Raw genomic sequence first — 16,711 nt, forward strand, 5'->3', positions numbered from 1 at the left:
TTGTTGATGGGGGATTTATGGCAGATAAATATTTTGCAACTCTTGACGCGCAAGGGGATCTGGACCTTTGTTTGATTGAGGGTGTTCACAAAATTCCGGACGGCGCGGTGCCGGTTGATCATAAAACTTGGTTCAACCTTACTCAGGAGCGATCCAGTCTCTGGACGTGGGATGGCAATACATTCGTTAAAAGCCCAGCACCCGTAGCTGTCCCTGATCCTGAATTCGTAGCTGCAGCAGAGCGCGGATGGAGAAGCGCCGAGTTGTACGCGACGGATGGAGTAGTGGCGCGCCATCGCGATCAAGTCGAGGCCGGAGCTACAACGACGCTACTAGGGGATCAGTACAAGGAGTTGCAAGCGTATCGGCAAGCGCTTCGAGACTGGCCCCAGTCTGCAGATTTCCCTGATGTTCAGCACCGCCCTGCAGCGCCGCCCTGGATCGCTGAGCAGACCCAATAAACGCCCCGCACTGACGGGGCGTTTTCATTTCTAATCTTGAGGATTTTCTATGCCTATTACAGAACAGCAATTGCTTAAGATCCTTCCCAACGCCCGCCGCCAAGCGGGCATTTTTGTTCCGGCCCTCAACGCGGCCATGAGCAAGTACGGGATCATCACTCGGCTGCGAATCGCGGCGTTCATCGCGCAGATCGGCCACGAATCCGGGCAACTGCAGTATGTACGCGAGTTGGGTAGCGACCAGTACCTGAGCAAGTACGACACCGGCCCACTGGCCAAGCGCTTGGGCAACACTCCAGAGGCCGATGGCGACGGCCAGAAGTACCGGGGGCGGGGTCTGATTCAGGTCACGGGCCGGGCGAACTATGAAGCCTGTAGCGAAGCGCTGTTCAGCGATGCTCGACTGCTCAACACCCCGGAGCTGCTGGAAACCCCGGTCTATGCCGCGCTGTCGGCGGGTTGGTTCTGGCAGCGGGCGGGGTTGAACAACCTGGCCGATAAGGGCGACTTCCTCACCATCACCAAGCGCATCAACGGCGGAACCAACGGCCTGGCGGATCGCGAGGCGTTGTATGAGCGTGCATTGAGGGTGCTGCCTTGAAGGCCCCGGGCTGGCTGCTGCCGGTCCTGGCCCTGGTGCTGGGGTTCGCCCTGGGTGGTTGGCTGGCCTGGACGTGGCAGGCCAACGCCTACGGCAAGGATCTCGCTGATCAGGCCGAGGCGTACAGCACTGATCGCGAGCAGGCCGCCACGGCGGTGATCAACTGGCAGGAAACCCAACAGGATGCCCGTCGGGCCCTGGAGGACCGCCTGCAGGCGAATGACGAAACCCACTACAAGGAATTGCGCGATGCTCAAACGAACCAAGCTCGCCTGCGTGATCGGCTGGCTACTGCTGATCTCCGGCTGTCAGTCCTACTCAACACCGCCGCCTCGGGTGGTGGCGGTGGGTTGCCAGCCACCGCCGGCACCTGCGGCGTGGTTCATGGAAGCGCGCGAGCCGAGCTTGACCCGGCGGCTGCTCAACGAATTGTCGGCATCACCGGTGACGGCGATCAAGGATTGATCGCCTTGGCAGCCTGCCAGAGCTACGTCAAAGATATCGTTTCAACGAAGTGAAAAAGAGCGGTCGGGCCAGTTGCCTCAACATCTAACCCAGCCGCTGTACCCGGCAAAATGCACCTTCAGACAATCCCCGCCAATACTCATACCGCAGTAGTGGGCGGGGATGTTGACCTAAACGAACTGGCTCGATTGTATCTCCGGTTCCAGCACGAAAGCTGGGGACCGGTAAACACGAGTTACTCACTCTCAAAATGCTTCATATACGGGTTTGCTGCAGTCTTCGTATACCACCTGGCAAGCTTTGCCTCCCGTGTCGACACATGACTGTTGAGCCACCATGCGGGCTTCTTCAGGGTCTTTGGCACTGCCCAGGCCAGAGCGGGACGGCCCATCCTTGCTGCTGGGAACCACCCATGCGACACATTGGTTTCGATACGTAAAAATCACTTTGCAATCAGTTGCCCCCCGCCTGCTGCACTCGGACAAGGCAAACTTCTCGGCACTCTCCTTGCTGGGCCTGTTGACGGCAACACCTGCATCTGCGGTTGCTCCAGATGAAGCGATTGCGCCCCAGGTCTTATGCCACTGCCCAGCGGGCTCCTGCTCGCGGGGGCTCCCGCCAGCGCCTGGAATCGGAGCGCAGCCGCCAACCCCTTGATCGCCGACGGGATATTGCCCAGCAGGACATCTCCCCTCCGCATTTGCAATTGCCGGAAAGGCAAGAGCCAATAGCAAAAGCAAATTGGCCCAGTGCAGCGGTGCGGCGCCAAACATAGACAATTTCATATACTCCTCAGTTTCACGCAGAGCTCATGTTTGCGCACTACCTCGCCCGATGCGTTTTCTCGTGGTCCGGGATGTATCACCAAACGCTGATCGTCTTAAGGGCTGGTGTCCTGGCCTGCGTAAGGTCGTTCAGAAAAATAGTTTGGGTATGCCAGCTGCGGCGGTCAACATAGGACGGATGTGCTAGTGGCCCATTGCCGTTATCGATTAGGGCCGCGAAAAGTTATCTTGGCCCATCGAAAAGGGCAGCATCCACGCCCAGGTTTACCCTCGATTACGCATATAGGCCAGGAACACATCAAGGCGGCAGAGCCGCAAGCTGGAAGACGCGAAGTTCACCCCGATGCGGCCAAATCTGCCGAAAGAACGGGCCATGGGCCACTTTCTCGATGCGCGCTCAGTTTTGGACGTGAGGATGTCGTGGGGCAAAAATGGGGCAATCTGTACGCCAATCAATGCCATTTAATGCCAAACGGCGCGATTTCCTACTCTGTAGGAAAAGCCCTACAGCCCTTGTTATTCGGGGCTGTAGGGCTTTTTTGCGTTAATACCCCAGCACAATCGGCGTTTGAGTTTTTCCTTTCGCCCGATTACGGAGGTATGGGGCGTTCATAAATCAATTTTCGAGTACTGAACACTTCCGCCAATGGCGAGCAGCTCCAGTTAATGGGAGGTTCTATTTGGAACATTAAATGACTGCAATCATTTCCATTATTTTGCTCATAATATCGTCGCTTACATGGAGGGGGAATTCATAATTTTTATATAATTTACGCTCTAAAGGGAAGTCTCCAGGGACTAGTCTGGTGTATTGTATTTTTGGGGAGAGTGTGGTCAGTTGTGGTATCTTTATGGTTTTATATACAAGAATCTCTCGGCCTTCCGAAAGTTGCGGTGGATGCATCAGGTAGGAGCTAATATTTTTTTGTAGATCTTCGTAGTTGTCGTATAAGTTAAACCACGCCAGATTATGAAACTTGTTGTCATGCTTCATTGATATTAGTGGAAATGTACTTGAGCTAAAGTATCTGGCTAGGATCTGTTCGTCCACAACGGGAATGCCATTTATGGGGAATCCAGAATGAATTTTATTACTGTTTAGCACTATTGGAAGAAGCTGGTATGAGATGCTTGGGTCATAAGTCCAGTCAAATACATCAAATATTTCTGCGATATTACTTGAGAAGAAAAGAGATTTTCTTTTGGCTTGGGCGGCAGCCCCTTTTAACGTACTATATGTACGATAATAGGAGATGGATGAGTCCGTAGTTACAATGGACTTAGCCTCTCCGATCAAAATCACGTTGCCAAGTTTTAGAATTAGATCTATCTCCTCCTCTGCTCCTGATTTAAGCCTCAATCGCTTTGAAAATGCTGAAATAGGATGAGGCAAAATTTTGTTAGAGAGCAAGTCTTGATTTATCTCACTTAAAGATATCTCTTCGTAATGCGTACCTTTCCTCGTGAGATCTACTTCAAGCTCGACAAGCCAATGCTCAACAACTCGAACTAAAACCGGGCTTGATAGTGCGCTAGTTAAAAATATCAATTTGTCGTGTGATATTTCGAGAATCGGATGACTCCATAAGTCCCTAGCCTGGTTGTTGAAAATTAAAAATTCTAGTATGAGCTTGGCTTTGGCGTATTTTATTCCAGAAACCTTGATTATGGCTAGCAACAAGTCCTGTTTGTTGGTTTTGGAACTAAATTCTGCGAGTTTTTTGTGGTTGTAGACACTATTGTTTTCTGGGTATTTATCTTGAAATTGCTTGGATAATAATATGAGTAATCTAAAAACATCTAAGGCTTCTTTGATTGAGAAACCAGCAGGTAGTTGGCTTTCGATAAGACTACTTGGAAATTCATCACTCAGTAAAAGTATATCGGTTTTTATTTTTGAGTTAAAGAACCTGATTTCGTCTGAGGCATGTTTCAATAGAGAAGTCTTAAGCGTTTTTTTCTTTCCGGATCTGACTGGCTTAATGTATGAGCCGTTGTTGTTGAGTTCAAGTATTGCTGGGTCGTTATGAATCATAATAGACTGCATGCCAAGTCTGTTCTTGCGCAAATTTGTTAGTTCGTAAGATATCTCTCTATCAGTAGATAACTGGCGGATCTCATAAACACTGTAATCGGTATCCTGCACGAAAAATTCGTAGTCACCCCACAAGAGAGCTTTCCAATACTGATCGTACATGCCGTAGAGCTGGGAAAGATCAGCCTCCATTTGAGCGAAACTCAGAACGGAAATAGGATTTCCTCCAGGCGGTATTAGAAGACTTTTTTTGATGGCCTTAATGCTTTCAAAAATAGCGAGCTCAAGCCCATCAACAGCACCATGAGCAATTTCCTCTAGGTATATTTCAGCCCCATGTCGGTTTGCTTTGCTCGAAGCACTGTGAATACTCTGCCCCGCCCTGATATCTGTTTGTTGTATGCTTTTTAATACTGATATATCTCGATTGGAAATTGCGCAAAGCAACTCTAGGTGTGTTGTTCGAGATATAGCTGGAGCCTTGTCGTTGTAAAGCGATGTAAGTGCCGTACGAATTTCGCTGAAAACTTTATGAAAGACCTTACCCGCCTCAAAAAAACTCTGTTCGTCAGCGCTATGAGCTTTTTCGTTTTCCCATGCCGTCTGCCACAAAGCCAATGTAAACTTTCGATCAGTGGGCCCCGAAATTTGTTTTGCTCTGACTTTTTCCTTGAAGCTCAACATTTTTATATCTCATTGTTTATAGTAGGTTTCTGATTGCTCTAGAATAAAATGCGTCACTATAGACAGCCCAGATCTTGTAAAGATTTTGGGTGACTGCTATTGGCTGGTAGCTGCATTTGTGAAAGGCCGCCATGGGGCGATTTTTACCTGTCAAGGCTAGCCTGATGATGATCAAGTCCGATAGAAATACGTAGCTGAAAGCGCTGGGATGTTTAGGATAAAAGTAGGACGAATCCCTATCCTCGTTACCTGGCGTACGGGAAAACGGTGCAAATCGTACGTCAATCTATGTCAGTTAACTTCGGGCAGCGCCATCTCTAAGCCCTACGGCCCTTGTTGTACGAGGTCGTAGGGCTTTTTGCATTAGTACCCGAGTGCAATTGGCGTATGTGTTGGTCAGTGCTTACTTTTGAGTTAGTTTTGTCGCAAAATATTCATTAGCTTTGTTAATTAGGTCGGCAGTGAACTTTCCGCGCTTCAAAGAGTCGGTAGATGGAGTGCCAGTAGAAGTGATAATTTCTTGGCAAGTTATAAAGTGCTCCATGTATGGCTTCGCTTCCTCGGTGAGTGACAGAATTATCTTGTTCGCATATTCTTCGGCGGCTTTTGAGGACGCAGCGGGTACTTCAGTTTTTCCATGTACTACCCATTTGTAGACTTGAATAATGTGCCAGCGAAGTTTTATGAAATTCTGAGCTCCGTTTTTTCGGCCATTTACTAGCGTGTTATATTTATACAGGGCAAGGGCGGAAGCGTAATAGAGCGACTCATGGTCGTTGTCGCAAAAAAGATCCTTTGCACTAGTTGAAAATATTTCCTTGACGTATCTGGCTGAATGATGCGGTTGGTTTAATACCATCGCTGCATAACAGCGAGCTAGTTCTCGAACGTCGAAAATTCGCGTGAACTGATAGCCAGCTTGTTTGTATTCACTCTCGCGGCGTTCAAAGTAAATTCTATTCTCTGGTGCGGACTTAGTGTTCTTTGCATCGAAATACTTTTGAACAAGTTTTGCTTTGCCCTTTAAACCATGGAAAGACTCTGTGTTTACTTCTGTCTGGTTGTTGGTGGCGGAAATTATATCTTCAGAGACATCTGTGTTCGCTGACTCGATAAACTTTATGATTATATTTACAGAGTCGTCCAGGAGATGGCTGTTTATAAATAATGTATTGCTGGTTTGACATCCGTTGATAACTTGGTAGTTTGTTAAGCTGATTTCTTTGGTGTTAGGAGTCAGTGTGAGTTCGGGTGCAACGATCGTAATTCCGTTGTTGAGTACGGAAAACAAATTCTTTTTTTCGGTATCATCAAGAGTGGACTTGATTTTGTTATTGACCTGATTGCTTTCGCCTAAAAAAGATCTAACGTTTTCTTCGAATACTCGATGGTTGAGATTTCCATCGGCATCTGATAGAACATTGATTACAAACTCTTTTGCGTTTGCAATTCCAATATATGACTGTGGGATGTTAGATATCTTAGGCATGCCAAAGTAATCGATTAGCCTAAGAGTAGCTTCATTTTTCTCAGTCGCATTCGCATATAACTTTAGAAGTTCGGCTCGCCCGAGTGGCGTTATATGCACTTCTCCAAAAAGATCCGTTTGTTCAATTTTGATCTTAAGTGCTTTAAAGGATGCCTTTATTTCTCGTTCATCTTTGTAGTTTCCGCTGGTGCAGTAGTAAGCATGGAAGTTAGGGAGCCGATTTTTTATTTTTTTTAAATTGTCAAAAACTTCTTTGATGATTTTTAATGCGTTGTTGTTGAGCTTGCCTTGTGGGTATTGAGGTTTAAGAGTAATAAAATCTTCAAGGCCAACGCTGAAATTGTTTATTTCTGACTTCTTGAAAGCCTCGCCGCTTTTGCATTGAGAGAATATGATGTCGGCGCTTAAGTTTGTTTTGTGAGTTTTAAAGATTTTCTGAGCGTCATCTAGCGTTGTGATTAAGTCACCATCGATAATGATAGAAATGCCATCAATTGAGGCATCATCTTCATCTGTGGTGATGTCTTTTGGGTTGAATCTGCCGAGGTAATGCTTTGAGGTAATACAATAATTACAGAAGTATTCAAATAGTTTAGATTCGGCTGTTTTTTTGGGGTATTGGTATTCTTTTTTCAGTTCTTCAATATTTTTTTCGATGATTATATGCATGGCGATCCATTGCTATGACTTGTTGGCTAAATGCCAGTATGCCACTGAAGCGCTTGCTTTTGGTATAGAGGTAGAGAAGAGGCGGGCGTTCTTTACTGAAGGCTGTCTGATCTGAGACTGCATGATGTAAGCCTTTCGGGAAAGGCAGCCCAATCCGTTGTGCTTTCTGAGAGGAGATTGGGCATCAGTCAGGGTGGGATGCTTTCATTAGCTTGCTTATTTTTTGCTACAGAAAAAATTAAGTTACATTAACTTAATGATTTATAAGTAATTTTTTATTCAGTATGCCCGATCCATCATCGGATCGACTGAGCTTGCAGGGTCCAGAAGGAAAGGGTAGCGGAGCCTTGAGGACTGCGACTGTCACTGGGCTCTGAACCGCTAGGGACGTCAGTAAAGTCAGTTCCGCAATCAAAATAATGACCCGCATAGGCTGTGGGTTGCAGGCTTTCTAAGAGATGGCGCTTGCGGAACAGATCTATCATTAACTATTTGAAAGTATTGATATTTTATCTGGATTGCAAATCCGCCTACGCCGGTTCGATTCCGACCTCGGCCTCCACCCTTGAAAACCCCGTAGATTAACGTCTACGGGGTTTTTTATTGCCTGTATGAAAGTGCTGGCGTACCAAAACTTTAAGGCTGGCGTACCAAAACTTTCCTATTTCGTCGGGTTTGCGATGGCGCCAACTCGAACGTAAATCTTCTTTGTGGTCTCCTGTTTTGAGTGTCCGAGAAGCCGGCTCGCGTCGTCCAGGTCGAGAATTTCAGATGCCACCTTCGGTCGGATATCACGGAACTGAAACCCTGCGATTTTCTTAGCCAGGCCCTGGTCGCCTTGTTCGATAGCCTCAGCCACGGCTTTTGACCTGGCGTCGTCCCATCTCTGGCATAGCATGCGCTCGGAGACCTTCTTCCCCGACTTGCTCACGATCAAATAGCCAGAGTTTATTTTTTTCGGTCTGGCAATAATTCTCTCGATGAGCAGGCCCAAGCTATTTTTCTGGCCATCGACCTCCATGAGGATTCGGATCTTCTTGGAAGTCTTGCCTTGGCCAACGCGCAGATACACTCCCTCCACATCATCGACACGCATTAGTCGGACATCGGCTGGGCGCTGGCCGGTCAGGTAGGCCAGATCCATTGCCTCCTGCAGTTCAATTTCGCCTTTCTGGTAGACCGCCTTCCATACCGCGTCGTTTGCGTAATAGTCGCGCGGCGTTTCCTTGTTCTTACGAACGCCCTGGCAGGGGTTCTCTCTGTTGGTCAAACCCCATTCGCGCGCAATATTGAAGACGTGAGACAGTAAGGCGATTTCTCTGTTGGCTCTGGTTTTCGCGGATCGCTTATCGCGATAGGCAGCAATCATCGATGGCGTAATCGCATCCACCGGTATCTCGTCAAAAACTGGCCTTAGCTGCCTCAATTCGGCCTTGTTGTCCTTCTGAGTGCGCTCCGACTTTTTCGGGATGATGTCGCGCATGTACCTATGGGTCTTCCTTGGGCGCATTTCATCTCACTCGCGACAAATCAAAGTTCCAGGTGGGGACTTCAGCGGGCGGGTTGCTTTGCCCGCCATCGCCGGCAGGCTTTCCGATTGTTGAGTGGGGTGTTTAGAGTTGTTGCAGGATTCGCTGGCCGATCCAGCGGACGACGGTGACTGCCTTGCTGTTACCGATCGCCTTGTAGCGTGGGCCGTCTGGGCATTCGCCGGCAGGCTTGCCGCGCCAGGGGATTAGGGTGTAGTCCTCGGGCATGCCTTGGAGGCGTTCGCACTCGCGTGGGGTGGAGCGCCGAATACTGGAATTCGCGAGGATATGTGGTGTGCCGCCTGGGTCTGGTGCGTGATTGCCTGCTTGTAGGGTATGAGTATTCGCACCGCCCAGGGCCTGGTATCGGAGAGGGCTCCAGTCATGTCTGTGAACGCCCTGATTCACGTATGCGACACTGTGCTATCTCACTAGGGAATGGAATGTTTACAAATGGTCCAATTGTTAGCGGTGTCCGGAAGCATTCGCGCAGCATCTTCTAACTCTGCACTGCTACGTGCGGCTGAGGTGTTGAGCCCTGAGGGGGTGTCGATCAAGCACTATCTGGCGGTTGGTCAATTGCCGCACTTCGATCCGGACCTGGCTGATGATCCGCCGCAGAGCGTCAGAGAGTTACGGGCTTTGGTGGGTAAGGTAGATGGCATCCTTATTTCGTGCCCTGAGTATGCTCGTGGAATACCTGGTTCTTTCAAGAATGCCTTAGATTGGCTTGTGGCCAGCCATGAATTTCCTGGTAAGCCGGTTGCACTGTTTAACGCGTCACCTCGTGCGAGTCATGCCCAAGCGGCGCTTCGTTTGGTGCTGAACAGCATGTCCGCAATAGTTGTCGAGCCTGCGTCGATAACTGTGAATCTGCTCGCAAAAGGAATGAATGAGGCGGACATCGCAGGGAGCCCAGAGATCAGTAAGCAGATCGTCTCGGCATTGGTTGCATTCAAGAGCCACATTGAGGTCATGTAGGAATCGCGAAGGTGAGCGAATGAACAGGCCTGTGCCTCCCCTCTCACTGCTTGAGCTAACCGATTTGTCCGACTTCGGTACCCTACGCATCAATCTGCCGGCAGCTACCAGCGGCTGGCTGCTCAGGGTGACCCGCATCACCCCGAACCAGAACAACAACAAAATTGCCGACATCATGCAGATCGCGGGTTTCACCGAGGTCATCGATGCAAAGCTGCGCTACCCGAACACCGCGCTGCTCTACATCGAGTTCTCGGCCGAGCAGTTCCGTAGCATCCCAGCCGTCACAGTGGAGACCAAGCTGAGAGGGTCCTTGTGCCGGCCAACTACAACCCTGTGGCTAGGACCTACTCCGGTATCTGGGACGGTAGCTTCAAGTTGGCCTGGACTGACAACCCAACCTGGATCACCTACGACATCACTGTCAGTGACCGCTTCGGTCTAGGCCGCCGCATCAAACCGTGGATGGTGGACAAGTGGGAGCTCTACCGGATCTCTCAGTATTGCGACCAACTGGTACCGGACGGAATCCGCCTACGCCGGTTCGATTCCGACCTCGGCCTCCACCCTTGAAAACCCCGTAGATTAACGTCTACGGGGTTTTTTATTGCCTGGGATTTGGGCGATCGCTTCCGCAATTCGTTTGTTTTTAGCATCGAACTGACAAAGTCCTTTCGCTCCATTGGGTACGAGTTGATGGTGGAGATTGGCTAATACACTTGCCGTTTTGCGATGAGCTGCTTTGAGCCCTAGTCAAAGCGGAATTCAAGCTAGGTTCTTAGGAACGACCGCTTTCGGCTAAAAGCAGCCGATCACAACGTACCGCTTTGCGTGGACTTATTACTGTTCTGTAGTCCTCCACTTAAGTGGAGGAAATAATCATGAGCGAATGAAGGGCGCTGTATTCGACAGCTATTTGCCTAGGGTATGGAAAAGTGCTTTCGACGGACGGGTTTGTTTGTCATTTTTCAAACTTGCGTGCTCGACTTCACTGTCACCGAGTGCTTTGCGGCCTGCAACGCTTGCATCAGCTTGGCCAGTGACTCTGTCGGGACTTGCCCTTGTCGGGTGATGCTGTGAAATGCTGCGTTATACCTCAGCCGCTGCGGTGCAATTACACGCAACATGCCACGTGCTACCCAGATATCGGCGTAGTGGGTCGGTAGGTAGCCGATGCAGGTGCCGGAAGCGATCAGTGTGGCAATGGCTTCCATGGAGAAAGCGCTTACCGAGTTGCCGAAGCGCAATTTGTGCGGCCGGCGGCTTTCGAGCATGTAGCCACGGTCTACGTAATCTGCGGCACCGATCTCCTCGTCCGTAAAATGCTCGTCGGGACGTGCAAAGAAAGGATGACCACGCCCGCAATACAGGTTTTGTTCTTCCTCGAACAGCGCTTGGTAATGCAGGCCTGAGAGCTGGTGGTTAAAACAACCGATGGCGAGGTGCAGACGCCCTTCGAGCACGGCTTGCTCAAGCTCGTCGGCACGCATTACCTGCAGGTCGATGCGGGTACTGGGCGAAACCAGGCGAAAGGAAGCGAGGGCCTGCGGCAGCGGTGCCTGGTCTAGCGAAAGCAGGTTATCGACGCTGCCAATCTGCAAGAACTCTGGATACTTTTCGTTAAGCATGACTACCCGCCGATGAAAGCGGTCGATATCAGCATACAGCTCCTGCGCCGCCGCATAAGTTTGGGCGCCTTGTTCGGAAAGTTGAAAGCCGCTCTTGCCACGACGGCAGAGGGAGTAGCCGAGGCGAATTTCCAGATCTCGCACCAATGTGCTCAAGCGAGGCAGGCTGGTATTTAAGCGTACCTGCGCGGCAGTGAAGCCTCCAGCCTCGACGATGGTGCAAAAGATGCGCAGTTTGCGCAGATCCACGTCTGAGAGATTAGTGAGCATCAAAACCTCCGATGCAGAGACACAAACGCTATAGGGACAGCCCTTATACCAGCAAATTTACCTTGCGAATCAATGCGACTGAACTGCACCGAAAGAGGCCGTTTTTTAGTTGCGATTTCGAGTAAGTCAGGTTCCGTACTGCAGGATTTACCAGCCATTTTTTTCTTCCGATACTCGCGGTGCTGCTGGTCGGCAGTGTTGCGGGGAGGGGAGCCACTGCCGCGGCCCACACAAGCAAAACTTCACCCAGAACAAAAATAACGATTACGGAGTGCGGTATGGCAACTCAACGAAGTAGCGGATCGAGCAGGCCCGCCATTGAAGCTCGCTCAATCGATTATGTGCCTCGTGCAGAGCGGCACGGGAAGGTCTGGCACCAAGGCCCGTTCTGGTTTACCGGCAACTTTGTGTTTCTCACCATGATGGTCGGCTTTGTTGGGCCAAGCATGGGGCTCAGCATAATGTGGAGTGTACTGGCGATTGCAATAGGTGCTGGCTTCGGCACCGTGTTCATGGCCTTGCACGCCAACCAGGGCCCCAAGATGGGCTTGCCGCAGATGATTCAGTCTCGTGCGCAATTCGGTAGCCGCGGTGCCGTTGTGCCGTTTGCGGCGACCATCTTTGTTTACATCGGTTTTATAGTATTCGGCGTCATTTTGGTCACTCAGGCCATACAGCTGGTTCTGCCGGGCTCGACGTGGTTCTGGTACCCCATGTTGATTGCGATCAGCATCGTGATTGCACTGGTGGGATATGACCTGTTGCACTTTGTGCAACGTTGGCTCACGTATCTGCTAATTGCCGTGTTTGGCATCGTGACGTTGATGGCTGTTACTGCACTGCCCGCGGCAGCTCCAATACCGGTGAACTCGGGTTGGAACACCACTGCGTTTCTCGTGCAGTTGTCACTTGCTGCTGGGTACAACATCAGCTATTCGGTGTATGTCTCCGATTATTCGCGCTACCTGCCTCAAGACTCGTCCAGCCCCCGGCTGATCTTCTGGACGTATTTGGGCGCGACTGCGTCGGCGATATGGCTGATGTCGCTGGGAGCGGTGTTGTCCAGCTATATACCGGGCGCCGATGGCATCGTTTCGCTGGTGCAAACCGGTAATTATTTCTTCCCTGGCTTTGGCATATTCGTCGCGTTGGTGGGGGCCGTCGCGCAGTTGTCGGTCACCGGCATAAATAGCTATGGCGCCATGCTCACTGGAATCAGCGCGGTGGACGGCTTCCATCCAGTACGCCCCGGTGTCCGCGTGAGAGTGATCGGCCTGAGCGTAGTGGGCCTGCTGTCACTGGTGATCGCTTTGGCGCTACCGGATGCCTATATGGCCAGCTTCAATGGCTTTGTACTGCTTATGCTGTACTTCCTCATCCCATGGACGGCGGTCAACCTCGTCGACTTTTATGCGATTCGCAAAGGCGAATACGCCATCGCCGAAATATTCAATCCGCACGGCGTATATGGCCGTTGGGCCTGGCGAGGTGTACTGGCCTATCTGGTTGGTTTTGTCGCAATGGTGCCGTTCTTCTCGCTTCCGTTTTTCGTTGGCCCAGTAGCTGCGGCACTGGGCGGTGCGGATATCGCATTCATCCCCGGCTTGTTGATTTCCGGCGGCCTGTATCTCGGGTTGGCGCGCAACCTCGAACGCTCATCGGAGATCGCAGCGCAACGCCAAAGTCAGCTCGTGCTTGAAGGTATTGCCAGCTGAACGCTCACCGATAAACGACCATCAGAAAAAGGTTTTTAGATGATCAGAAAATGCGAAAAAACAGTCGCTATTGTGCAAATGCCTGCGGCTCTTCTTGATCGAGCCGAATCGATGCGCCTGGCAGCCGAACATATCAAGAGTGCTGCGCTCAAGGAGGCGCAACTCGTGGTATTCCCGGAAACGTGGTTGAGCTGTTACCCCGCATGGATATTTGGAATGGCGGGCTGGGACGATGCGCAAGCCAAGTTCTGGTACGCCAAGCTACTGGCGGACAGCCCGGTTATTGGCCGGCCTGACGACATGGACGATGACCTTGCGGTGCTTCGCGAGGCTGCGCGTGTTAACGCAGTCACCGTGGTGATGGGTATGAACGAGCGCTCTCGGCGCCACGGCGGCTCGCTCTACAACTCTCTAGTCACTATTGGCCCGGAGGGGACCATTTTGAATGTGCACCGCAAACTGACGCCGACCCACACCGAACGCACGGTATGGGCCAACGGTGATGCCGCAGGTCTACGGGTGGTCGATACCGCGGTTGGTCGCGTGGGAGGGCTGGTGTGCTGGGAGCACTGGCACCCGCTGGCGCGCCAGGCCCTGCATGCACAAGACGAACAGATTCATGTGGCGGCATGGCCGGACATGACGGAAATGCACCATGTTGCTGCCCGTTCCTATGCCTTCGAAGGGCGCTGTTTTGTGCTTTGCGCTGGCCAGTACCTGAACGTTGCTGATGTGCCAGCCGAGTTACTGACGGCTTACCGCCTTGGGGTTGGCGGCAACGGACTGGAGGAGCGTTTACTGTTCAATGGTGGATCTGGTGTGGTCGCTCCAGATGGTTCCTGGGTGACGGCACCGCTCTTTGGGGAGCCTGGAATTGTCCTGGCAACCATCGACCTTGCGCAGATCGATGCCCAGCACCATGACCTCGATGTGGCAGGTCATTACTTGCGCCCGGATGTCTTCGAGCTCTCGATTGATCGACGCGTACGTACAGGTTTAACGCTGCGCGACGACTGAATATCTCCTCAACCCTATATTCCGGGTGGCCGTGCATAGGCCGGCCCGGAATCATCAAGGCTAACTCATGGTTCATGTACTTTTGGCTACAGCGCTCTTATCCATCATGTTGGGTGCACTCTCCGGCTTTGCCGTTCTGGCTTCCGTCGACTACCCAGCTAAGCTCCGTGCCCTAGGTGTGGTCAACCCGATGCGCGTGCGGCAGGCGCATCTGGACTGGATCATCATGGGGACGGTGATGGCGGTCACCGCGCTTGCCAATCCTCAGCTTCCCGACTGGGTCGTTGCGTTGGTGATGTTTGGTGGCGTGGTCAATCCGCTGACGTTTGTGCCCATGGCGTTCTCCACTACGGTGGAGACCACCAAGGCATTTCAATGGGTGTCTTTTGTGTCGTTTGTTTCGTTGAGTGTGGGACTGATCGCGGCGGCGGCTTATTTTATCTTTGGTTGAGTCATCAACACCGATAGCCGGCTAGACCTGTTCTACCGCCTCCTGCATTTGACCAAATCAGCGGGCCGCTCAAGCACGAAAAGCGCGGCACTCTCCTTTGGGGAATCCTCGCGCTTGATGGCCGAACACTAAGCAAAGTTCGCAATTACAGGTGGAAATCCCCCGCAGCCTCCGGCTGGTAAAGCACTTTCCTGATTTCAATCCGGCGGGTGCGATCAGAGATTCGCCAGTCGATGGTGTCCCCCTCCTGATAGCCAAGGATGGCGGCGCCTATATCGGAATACACCGAATGCTTCCCTGCGGTGCTGTCCGCGTCTTCAGGGTAGACCAAGGCCACTTCGATCTCTTCGTCGTCCAGTTGCAGCAAGGCCCTGGAGTTCATCGTGATGACGTTGCGCGCCACCTGCTGGGGCTTGACGACAATGGCTCGCTCAAGCTCATGTTCGAGTTCAACAATCGTCGGGCCTTGCTCGAACACGATCAGGCTCTCGAGCCTGGCCTTGTCGATTTCAGTGATGTAGATCTCGGTGGAGTCGACAACGGTACCTTCGCGCAAGAACTGGAGATAGCGCTCGGCCGTCATGGAAAATGATTTCAATGTCGGCGTTTCGCTTTCAAGCACAAAGCCGCTGCGCTGAAAGGCTTTCAGCGAGCGCGTGTTGTCCGGGTGGATCTTGGCGATGAGCTTCTCGGCCCGCATGTCGAGGAAGGCCAGTTTCATGCCTTCGCGGATGGTGCGGGCGCCCAGGTTCCGGCCCCATTTGTCGCTGTCTCCGATGACCAGGACTATCTCGCAATTGGAGCCGGTCTTGACCAGACGGACAAAGCCCACCGGGGCGTCATGCCGGTCATAGGCCATGAAGAACCGGCCGTCCCGGTTGAATAGATGGGTCAGGATCGGCAATTGAGTCCGATCGATGACTTGTTCGATGGAGCGGGAGACGTGACGCGAATCGCTCAGAAAGCAGGTAACGCGCTCATCCTCCAACCAATCCATCAATGTCAGCGCGTGCGCCCGAGTAATTTCAGGGCACAGTGTAATGAAAGGCTTGTTCATCTTGACCACACTTATCTGTAAAGAATGGAAGCCTTTCATGGCTATGGTCATGACGGTTCTTCGGCAACCGCGCATTTTAAGATATACCGCGAGGAATGGCGAACATCCCGGCGTGTTCGAGGAAACCATCGTTTTGCCCCAGGATCCGGTCCAGAGGTTCGCCGCAGGCTGCTCCATCAGATGTATGTGGATGTCCTGGCATGACCGGGCGTAACAGTTTCAGTGCTTTGGATCATGTGGCCGAACTCGCTTTTGGGGCGGTTTCGAGAGTTTCGGCCCGCCAAGGCCCGTCTGGCGGCGTTTCAGCGCAGTGAACCTAAAGATGCCCGGCCGGGCCAATCTATTCGTGAAACGTTTATTTTCCGTTGGCTGCAATAAAATCTTGAAAGCTTTTGATAAAGGCTTTTCTTGTGCCAGGTAGTATTTTTTTTAGAGCCAGAAAATAAAGATAGATAGGCGTCGCGTCCCCAGTGCCTTCCTCTATCCAGCACTCTTCTGTTGCAAAGCAAAAAAGTACACAGCGTATGAGGTTCGCAAAGTCTTCATCTGATTTACGGTGCTGTTGCTCTACCGTCCAGAGTTCTAGCGCAAGCCTTTTCCGGAGATCCCCATCGCTTTCTATAGGTTCTCGCTGGATGCTTTTTTCGATATATGGAATCAGAACTTTCAACTTAGGGGTGGAAACGCTAGCAAGTACACCGCCGTCGATCAGACTGAGCAAATAGCGTGCGTACTGACGTGTTATTTTACCGAAAGGCACGTTTGCTTCAAGTAACGCCTGTTCAAGGTAATCGAACTCTTGAACCTCCAGGCTATCAATCATCATACAGCTCCATCTTTTACTCTTATCCTGCAGCAGCAATCGGCCGAAAGC

At 51.4% G+C, this 16,711-nt stretch carries 13 protein-coding genes and 3 pseudogenes; 8 read left to right on the forward strand and 8 right to left on the reverse strand.

All coding sequences use genetic code 11. From position 1 onward, the window contains the following. The first annotated feature begins 17 nt into the window (after positions 1-17). From M2395_RS03540 to M2395_RS03550, 3 genes are read left to right on the forward strand one after another with little or no spacing between them, the layout of a single operon-like run. Positions 18-461: a phage tail assembly chaperone gene (locus M2395_RS03540; RefSeq protein WP_123430640.1), complete on the forward strand. Its 444-nt coding sequence runs from the start codon at positions 18-20 to the stop codon at positions 459-461. A gap of 49 nt (positions 462-510) precedes the next feature. Beyond that, positions 511-1,062, forward strand: coding sequence for a glycoside hydrolase family 19 protein (locus M2395_RS03545; protein WP_123430641.1), 552 nt, complete (start codon positions 511-513; stop codon positions 1,060-1,062). After that, on the forward strand, positions 1,059-1,580 hold the full coding sequence (locus M2395_RS03550) for a lysis system i-spanin subunit Rz (protein WP_123430642.1): 522 nt from the start codon (positions 1,059-1,061) through the stop codon (positions 1,578-1,580). The genes M2395_RS03545 and M2395_RS03550 overlap by 4 nt, the downstream gene beginning before the upstream one ends. A gap of 192 nt (positions 1,581-1,772) precedes the next feature. Here M2395_RS03550 and M2395_RS31720 read toward each other — a convergent pair whose 3' ends face one another. The 5 genes and pseudogenes from M2395_RS31720 to M2395_RS03570 form a co-directional block, all read right to left on the reverse strand. Continuing rightward, the gene (locus M2395_RS31720; protein ID WP_202602798.1) at positions 1,773-2,312 is read right to left on the reverse strand and encodes a DUF4189 domain-containing protein; all 540 of its coding nucleotides are present in this window, start codon (positions 2,310-2,312) and stop codon (positions 1,773-1,775) included. A 688-nt stretch (positions 2,313-3,000) separates the two neighbouring features. Next, positions 3,001-5,031 carry a hypothetical protein gene (locus M2395_RS03555; RefSeq protein ID WP_148071259.1) on the reverse strand — a complete coding sequence of 677 codons (2,031 nt, stop codon included), beginning with the start codon at positions 5,029-5,031 and terminating at the stop codon, positions 3,001-3,003. 403 nt (positions 5,032-5,434) lie between these two features. Continuing rightward, on the reverse strand, positions 5,435-7,189 hold the full coding sequence (locus M2395_RS03560) for an AIPR family protein (protein ID WP_123430644.1): 1,755 nt from the start codon (positions 7,187-7,189) through the stop codon (positions 5,435-5,437). A gap of 661 nt (positions 7,190-7,850) precedes the next feature. Further along, positions 7,851-8,678 (reverse strand): annotated as a pseudogene (locus M2395_RS03565) (tyrosine-type recombinase/integrase); the annotation flags it as partial. Positions 8,679-8,802: 124 nt separating this feature from the next. After that, positions 8,803-9,054 (reverse strand): annotated as a pseudogene (locus tag M2395_RS03570) (DNA cytosine methyltransferase); the annotation flags it as partial. A gap of 117 nt (positions 9,055-9,171) precedes the next feature. Here M2395_RS03570 and M2395_RS03575 point away from each other — a divergent pair. Then, positions 9,172-9,699 (forward strand): NADPH-dependent FMN reductase, encoded by a 528-nt coding sequence (locus M2395_RS03575; protein ID WP_123430646.1) that lies wholly within the window; start codon positions 9,172-9,174, stop codon positions 9,697-9,699. A 79-nt stretch (positions 9,700-9,778) separates the two neighbouring features. Continuing rightward, positions 9,779-10,227: pseudogene (locus tag M2395_RS03580) on the forward strand (host specificity protein); the annotation flags it as partial. Between the two features lie 440 nt (positions 10,228-10,667). On the opposite strand, the gene M2395_RS03585 reads toward M2395_RS03580, so the two are convergent. After that, entirely contained in the window at positions 10,668-11,597 is a 930-nt protein-coding gene (locus M2395_RS03585; protein WP_123430647.1) for a LysR family transcriptional regulator, read from the reverse strand. A 278-nt stretch (positions 11,598-11,875) separates the two neighbouring features. Here M2395_RS03585 and M2395_RS03590 point away from each other — a divergent pair, with 278 nt between their 5' ends. The 3 genes from M2395_RS03590 to M2395_RS03600 all read left to right on the forward strand — a co-directional run bounded on the left by M2395_RS03590 (position 11,876) and on the right by M2395_RS03600 (position 14,780). Continuing rightward, positions 11,876-13,312 carry a cytosine permease gene (locus tag M2395_RS03590; protein WP_123430648.1) on the forward strand — a complete coding sequence of 479 codons (1,437 nt, stop codon included), beginning with the start codon at positions 11,876-11,878 and terminating at the stop codon, positions 13,310-13,312. 39 nt (positions 13,313-13,351) lie between these two features. Further along, positions 13,352-14,329, forward strand: coding sequence for a carbon-nitrogen hydrolase family protein (locus tag M2395_RS03595; RefSeq protein ID WP_123430649.1), 978 nt, complete (start codon positions 13,352-13,354; stop codon positions 14,327-14,329). A 67-nt stretch (positions 14,330-14,396) separates the two neighbouring features. Beyond that, complete coding sequence (locus M2395_RS03600; protein ID WP_011061741.1) at positions 14,397-14,780, forward strand: hypothetical protein; 384 nt, start codon at positions 14,397-14,399, stop codon at positions 14,778-14,780. 145 nt (positions 14,781-14,925) lie between these two features. On the opposite strand, the gene M2395_RS03605 is transcribed toward M2395_RS03600, so the two are convergent. Then, positions 14,926-15,888: a bifunctional GNAT family N-acetyltransferase/nucleoside diphosphate kinase regulator gene (locus M2395_RS03605; protein ID WP_080644459.1), complete on the reverse strand. Its 963-nt coding sequence runs from the start codon at positions 15,886-15,888 to the stop codon at positions 14,926-14,928. 304 nt (positions 15,889-16,192) lie between these two features. Then, positions 16,193-16,660: a hypothetical protein gene (locus M2395_RS03610; RefSeq protein WP_077934283.1), complete on the reverse strand. Its 468-nt coding sequence runs from the start codon at positions 16,658-16,660 to the stop codon at positions 16,193-16,195. Positions 16,661-16,711: the final 51 nt, after the last annotated feature.

The organism is Pseudomonas sp. BIGb0176 (genome assembly GCF_024810175.1).
Lineage (GTDB): Bacteria > Pseudomonadota > Gammaproteobacteria > Pseudomonadales > Pseudomonadaceae > Aquipseudomonas > Aquipseudomonas protegens.

Bases quoted from the DNA above. Each gene is read 5' to 3' on its own strand.
- M2395_RS31720 (WP_202602798.1), bottom strand. From the start codon at position 2,312: ATGAAATTGTCTATGTTTGGCGCCGCACCGCTGCACTGGGCCAATTTG.
- M2395_RS03605 (WP_080644459.1), bottom strand. From the start codon at position 15,888: ATGACCATAGCCATGAAAGGCTTCCATTCTTTACAGATAAGTGTGGTC.
- M2395_RS03545 (WP_123430641.1), top strand. From the start codon at position 511: ATGCCTATTACAGAACAGCAATTGCTTAAGATCCTTCCCAACGCCCGC.
- M2395_RS03585 (WP_123430647.1), bottom strand. From the start codon at position 11,597: ATGCTCACTAATCTCTCAGACGTGGATCTGCGCAAACTGCGCATCTTT.
- M2395_RS03610 (WP_077934283.1), bottom strand. From the start codon at position 16,660: ATGATTGATAGCCTGGAGGTTCAAGAGTTCGATTACCTTGAACAGGCG.
- M2395_RS03590 (WP_123430648.1), top strand. From the start codon at position 11,876: ATGGCAACTCAACGAAGTAGCGGATCGAGCAGGCCCGCCATTGAAGCT.
- M2395_RS03555 (WP_148071259.1), bottom strand. From the start codon at position 5,031: ATGTTGAGCTTCAAGGAAAAAGTCAGAGCAAAACAAATTTCGGGGCCC.
- M2395_RS03600 (WP_011061741.1), top strand. From the start codon at position 14,397: ATGGTTCATGTACTTTTGGCTACAGCGCTCTTATCCATCATGTTGGGT.
- M2395_RS03540 (WP_123430640.1), top strand. From the start codon at position 18: ATGGCAGATAAATATTTTGCAACTCTTGACGCGCAAGGGGATCTGGAC.
- M2395_RS03560 (WP_123430644.1), bottom strand. From the start codon at position 7,189: ATGCATATAATCATCGAAAAAAATATTGAAGAACTGAAAAAAGAATAC.
- M2395_RS03575 (WP_123430646.1), top strand. From the start codon at position 9,172: ATGGTCCAATTGTTAGCGGTGTCCGGAAGCATTCGCGCAGCATCTTCT.
- M2395_RS03595 (WP_123430649.1), top strand. From the start codon at position 13,352: ATGATCAGAAAATGCGAAAAAACAGTCGCTATTGTGCAAATGCCTGCG.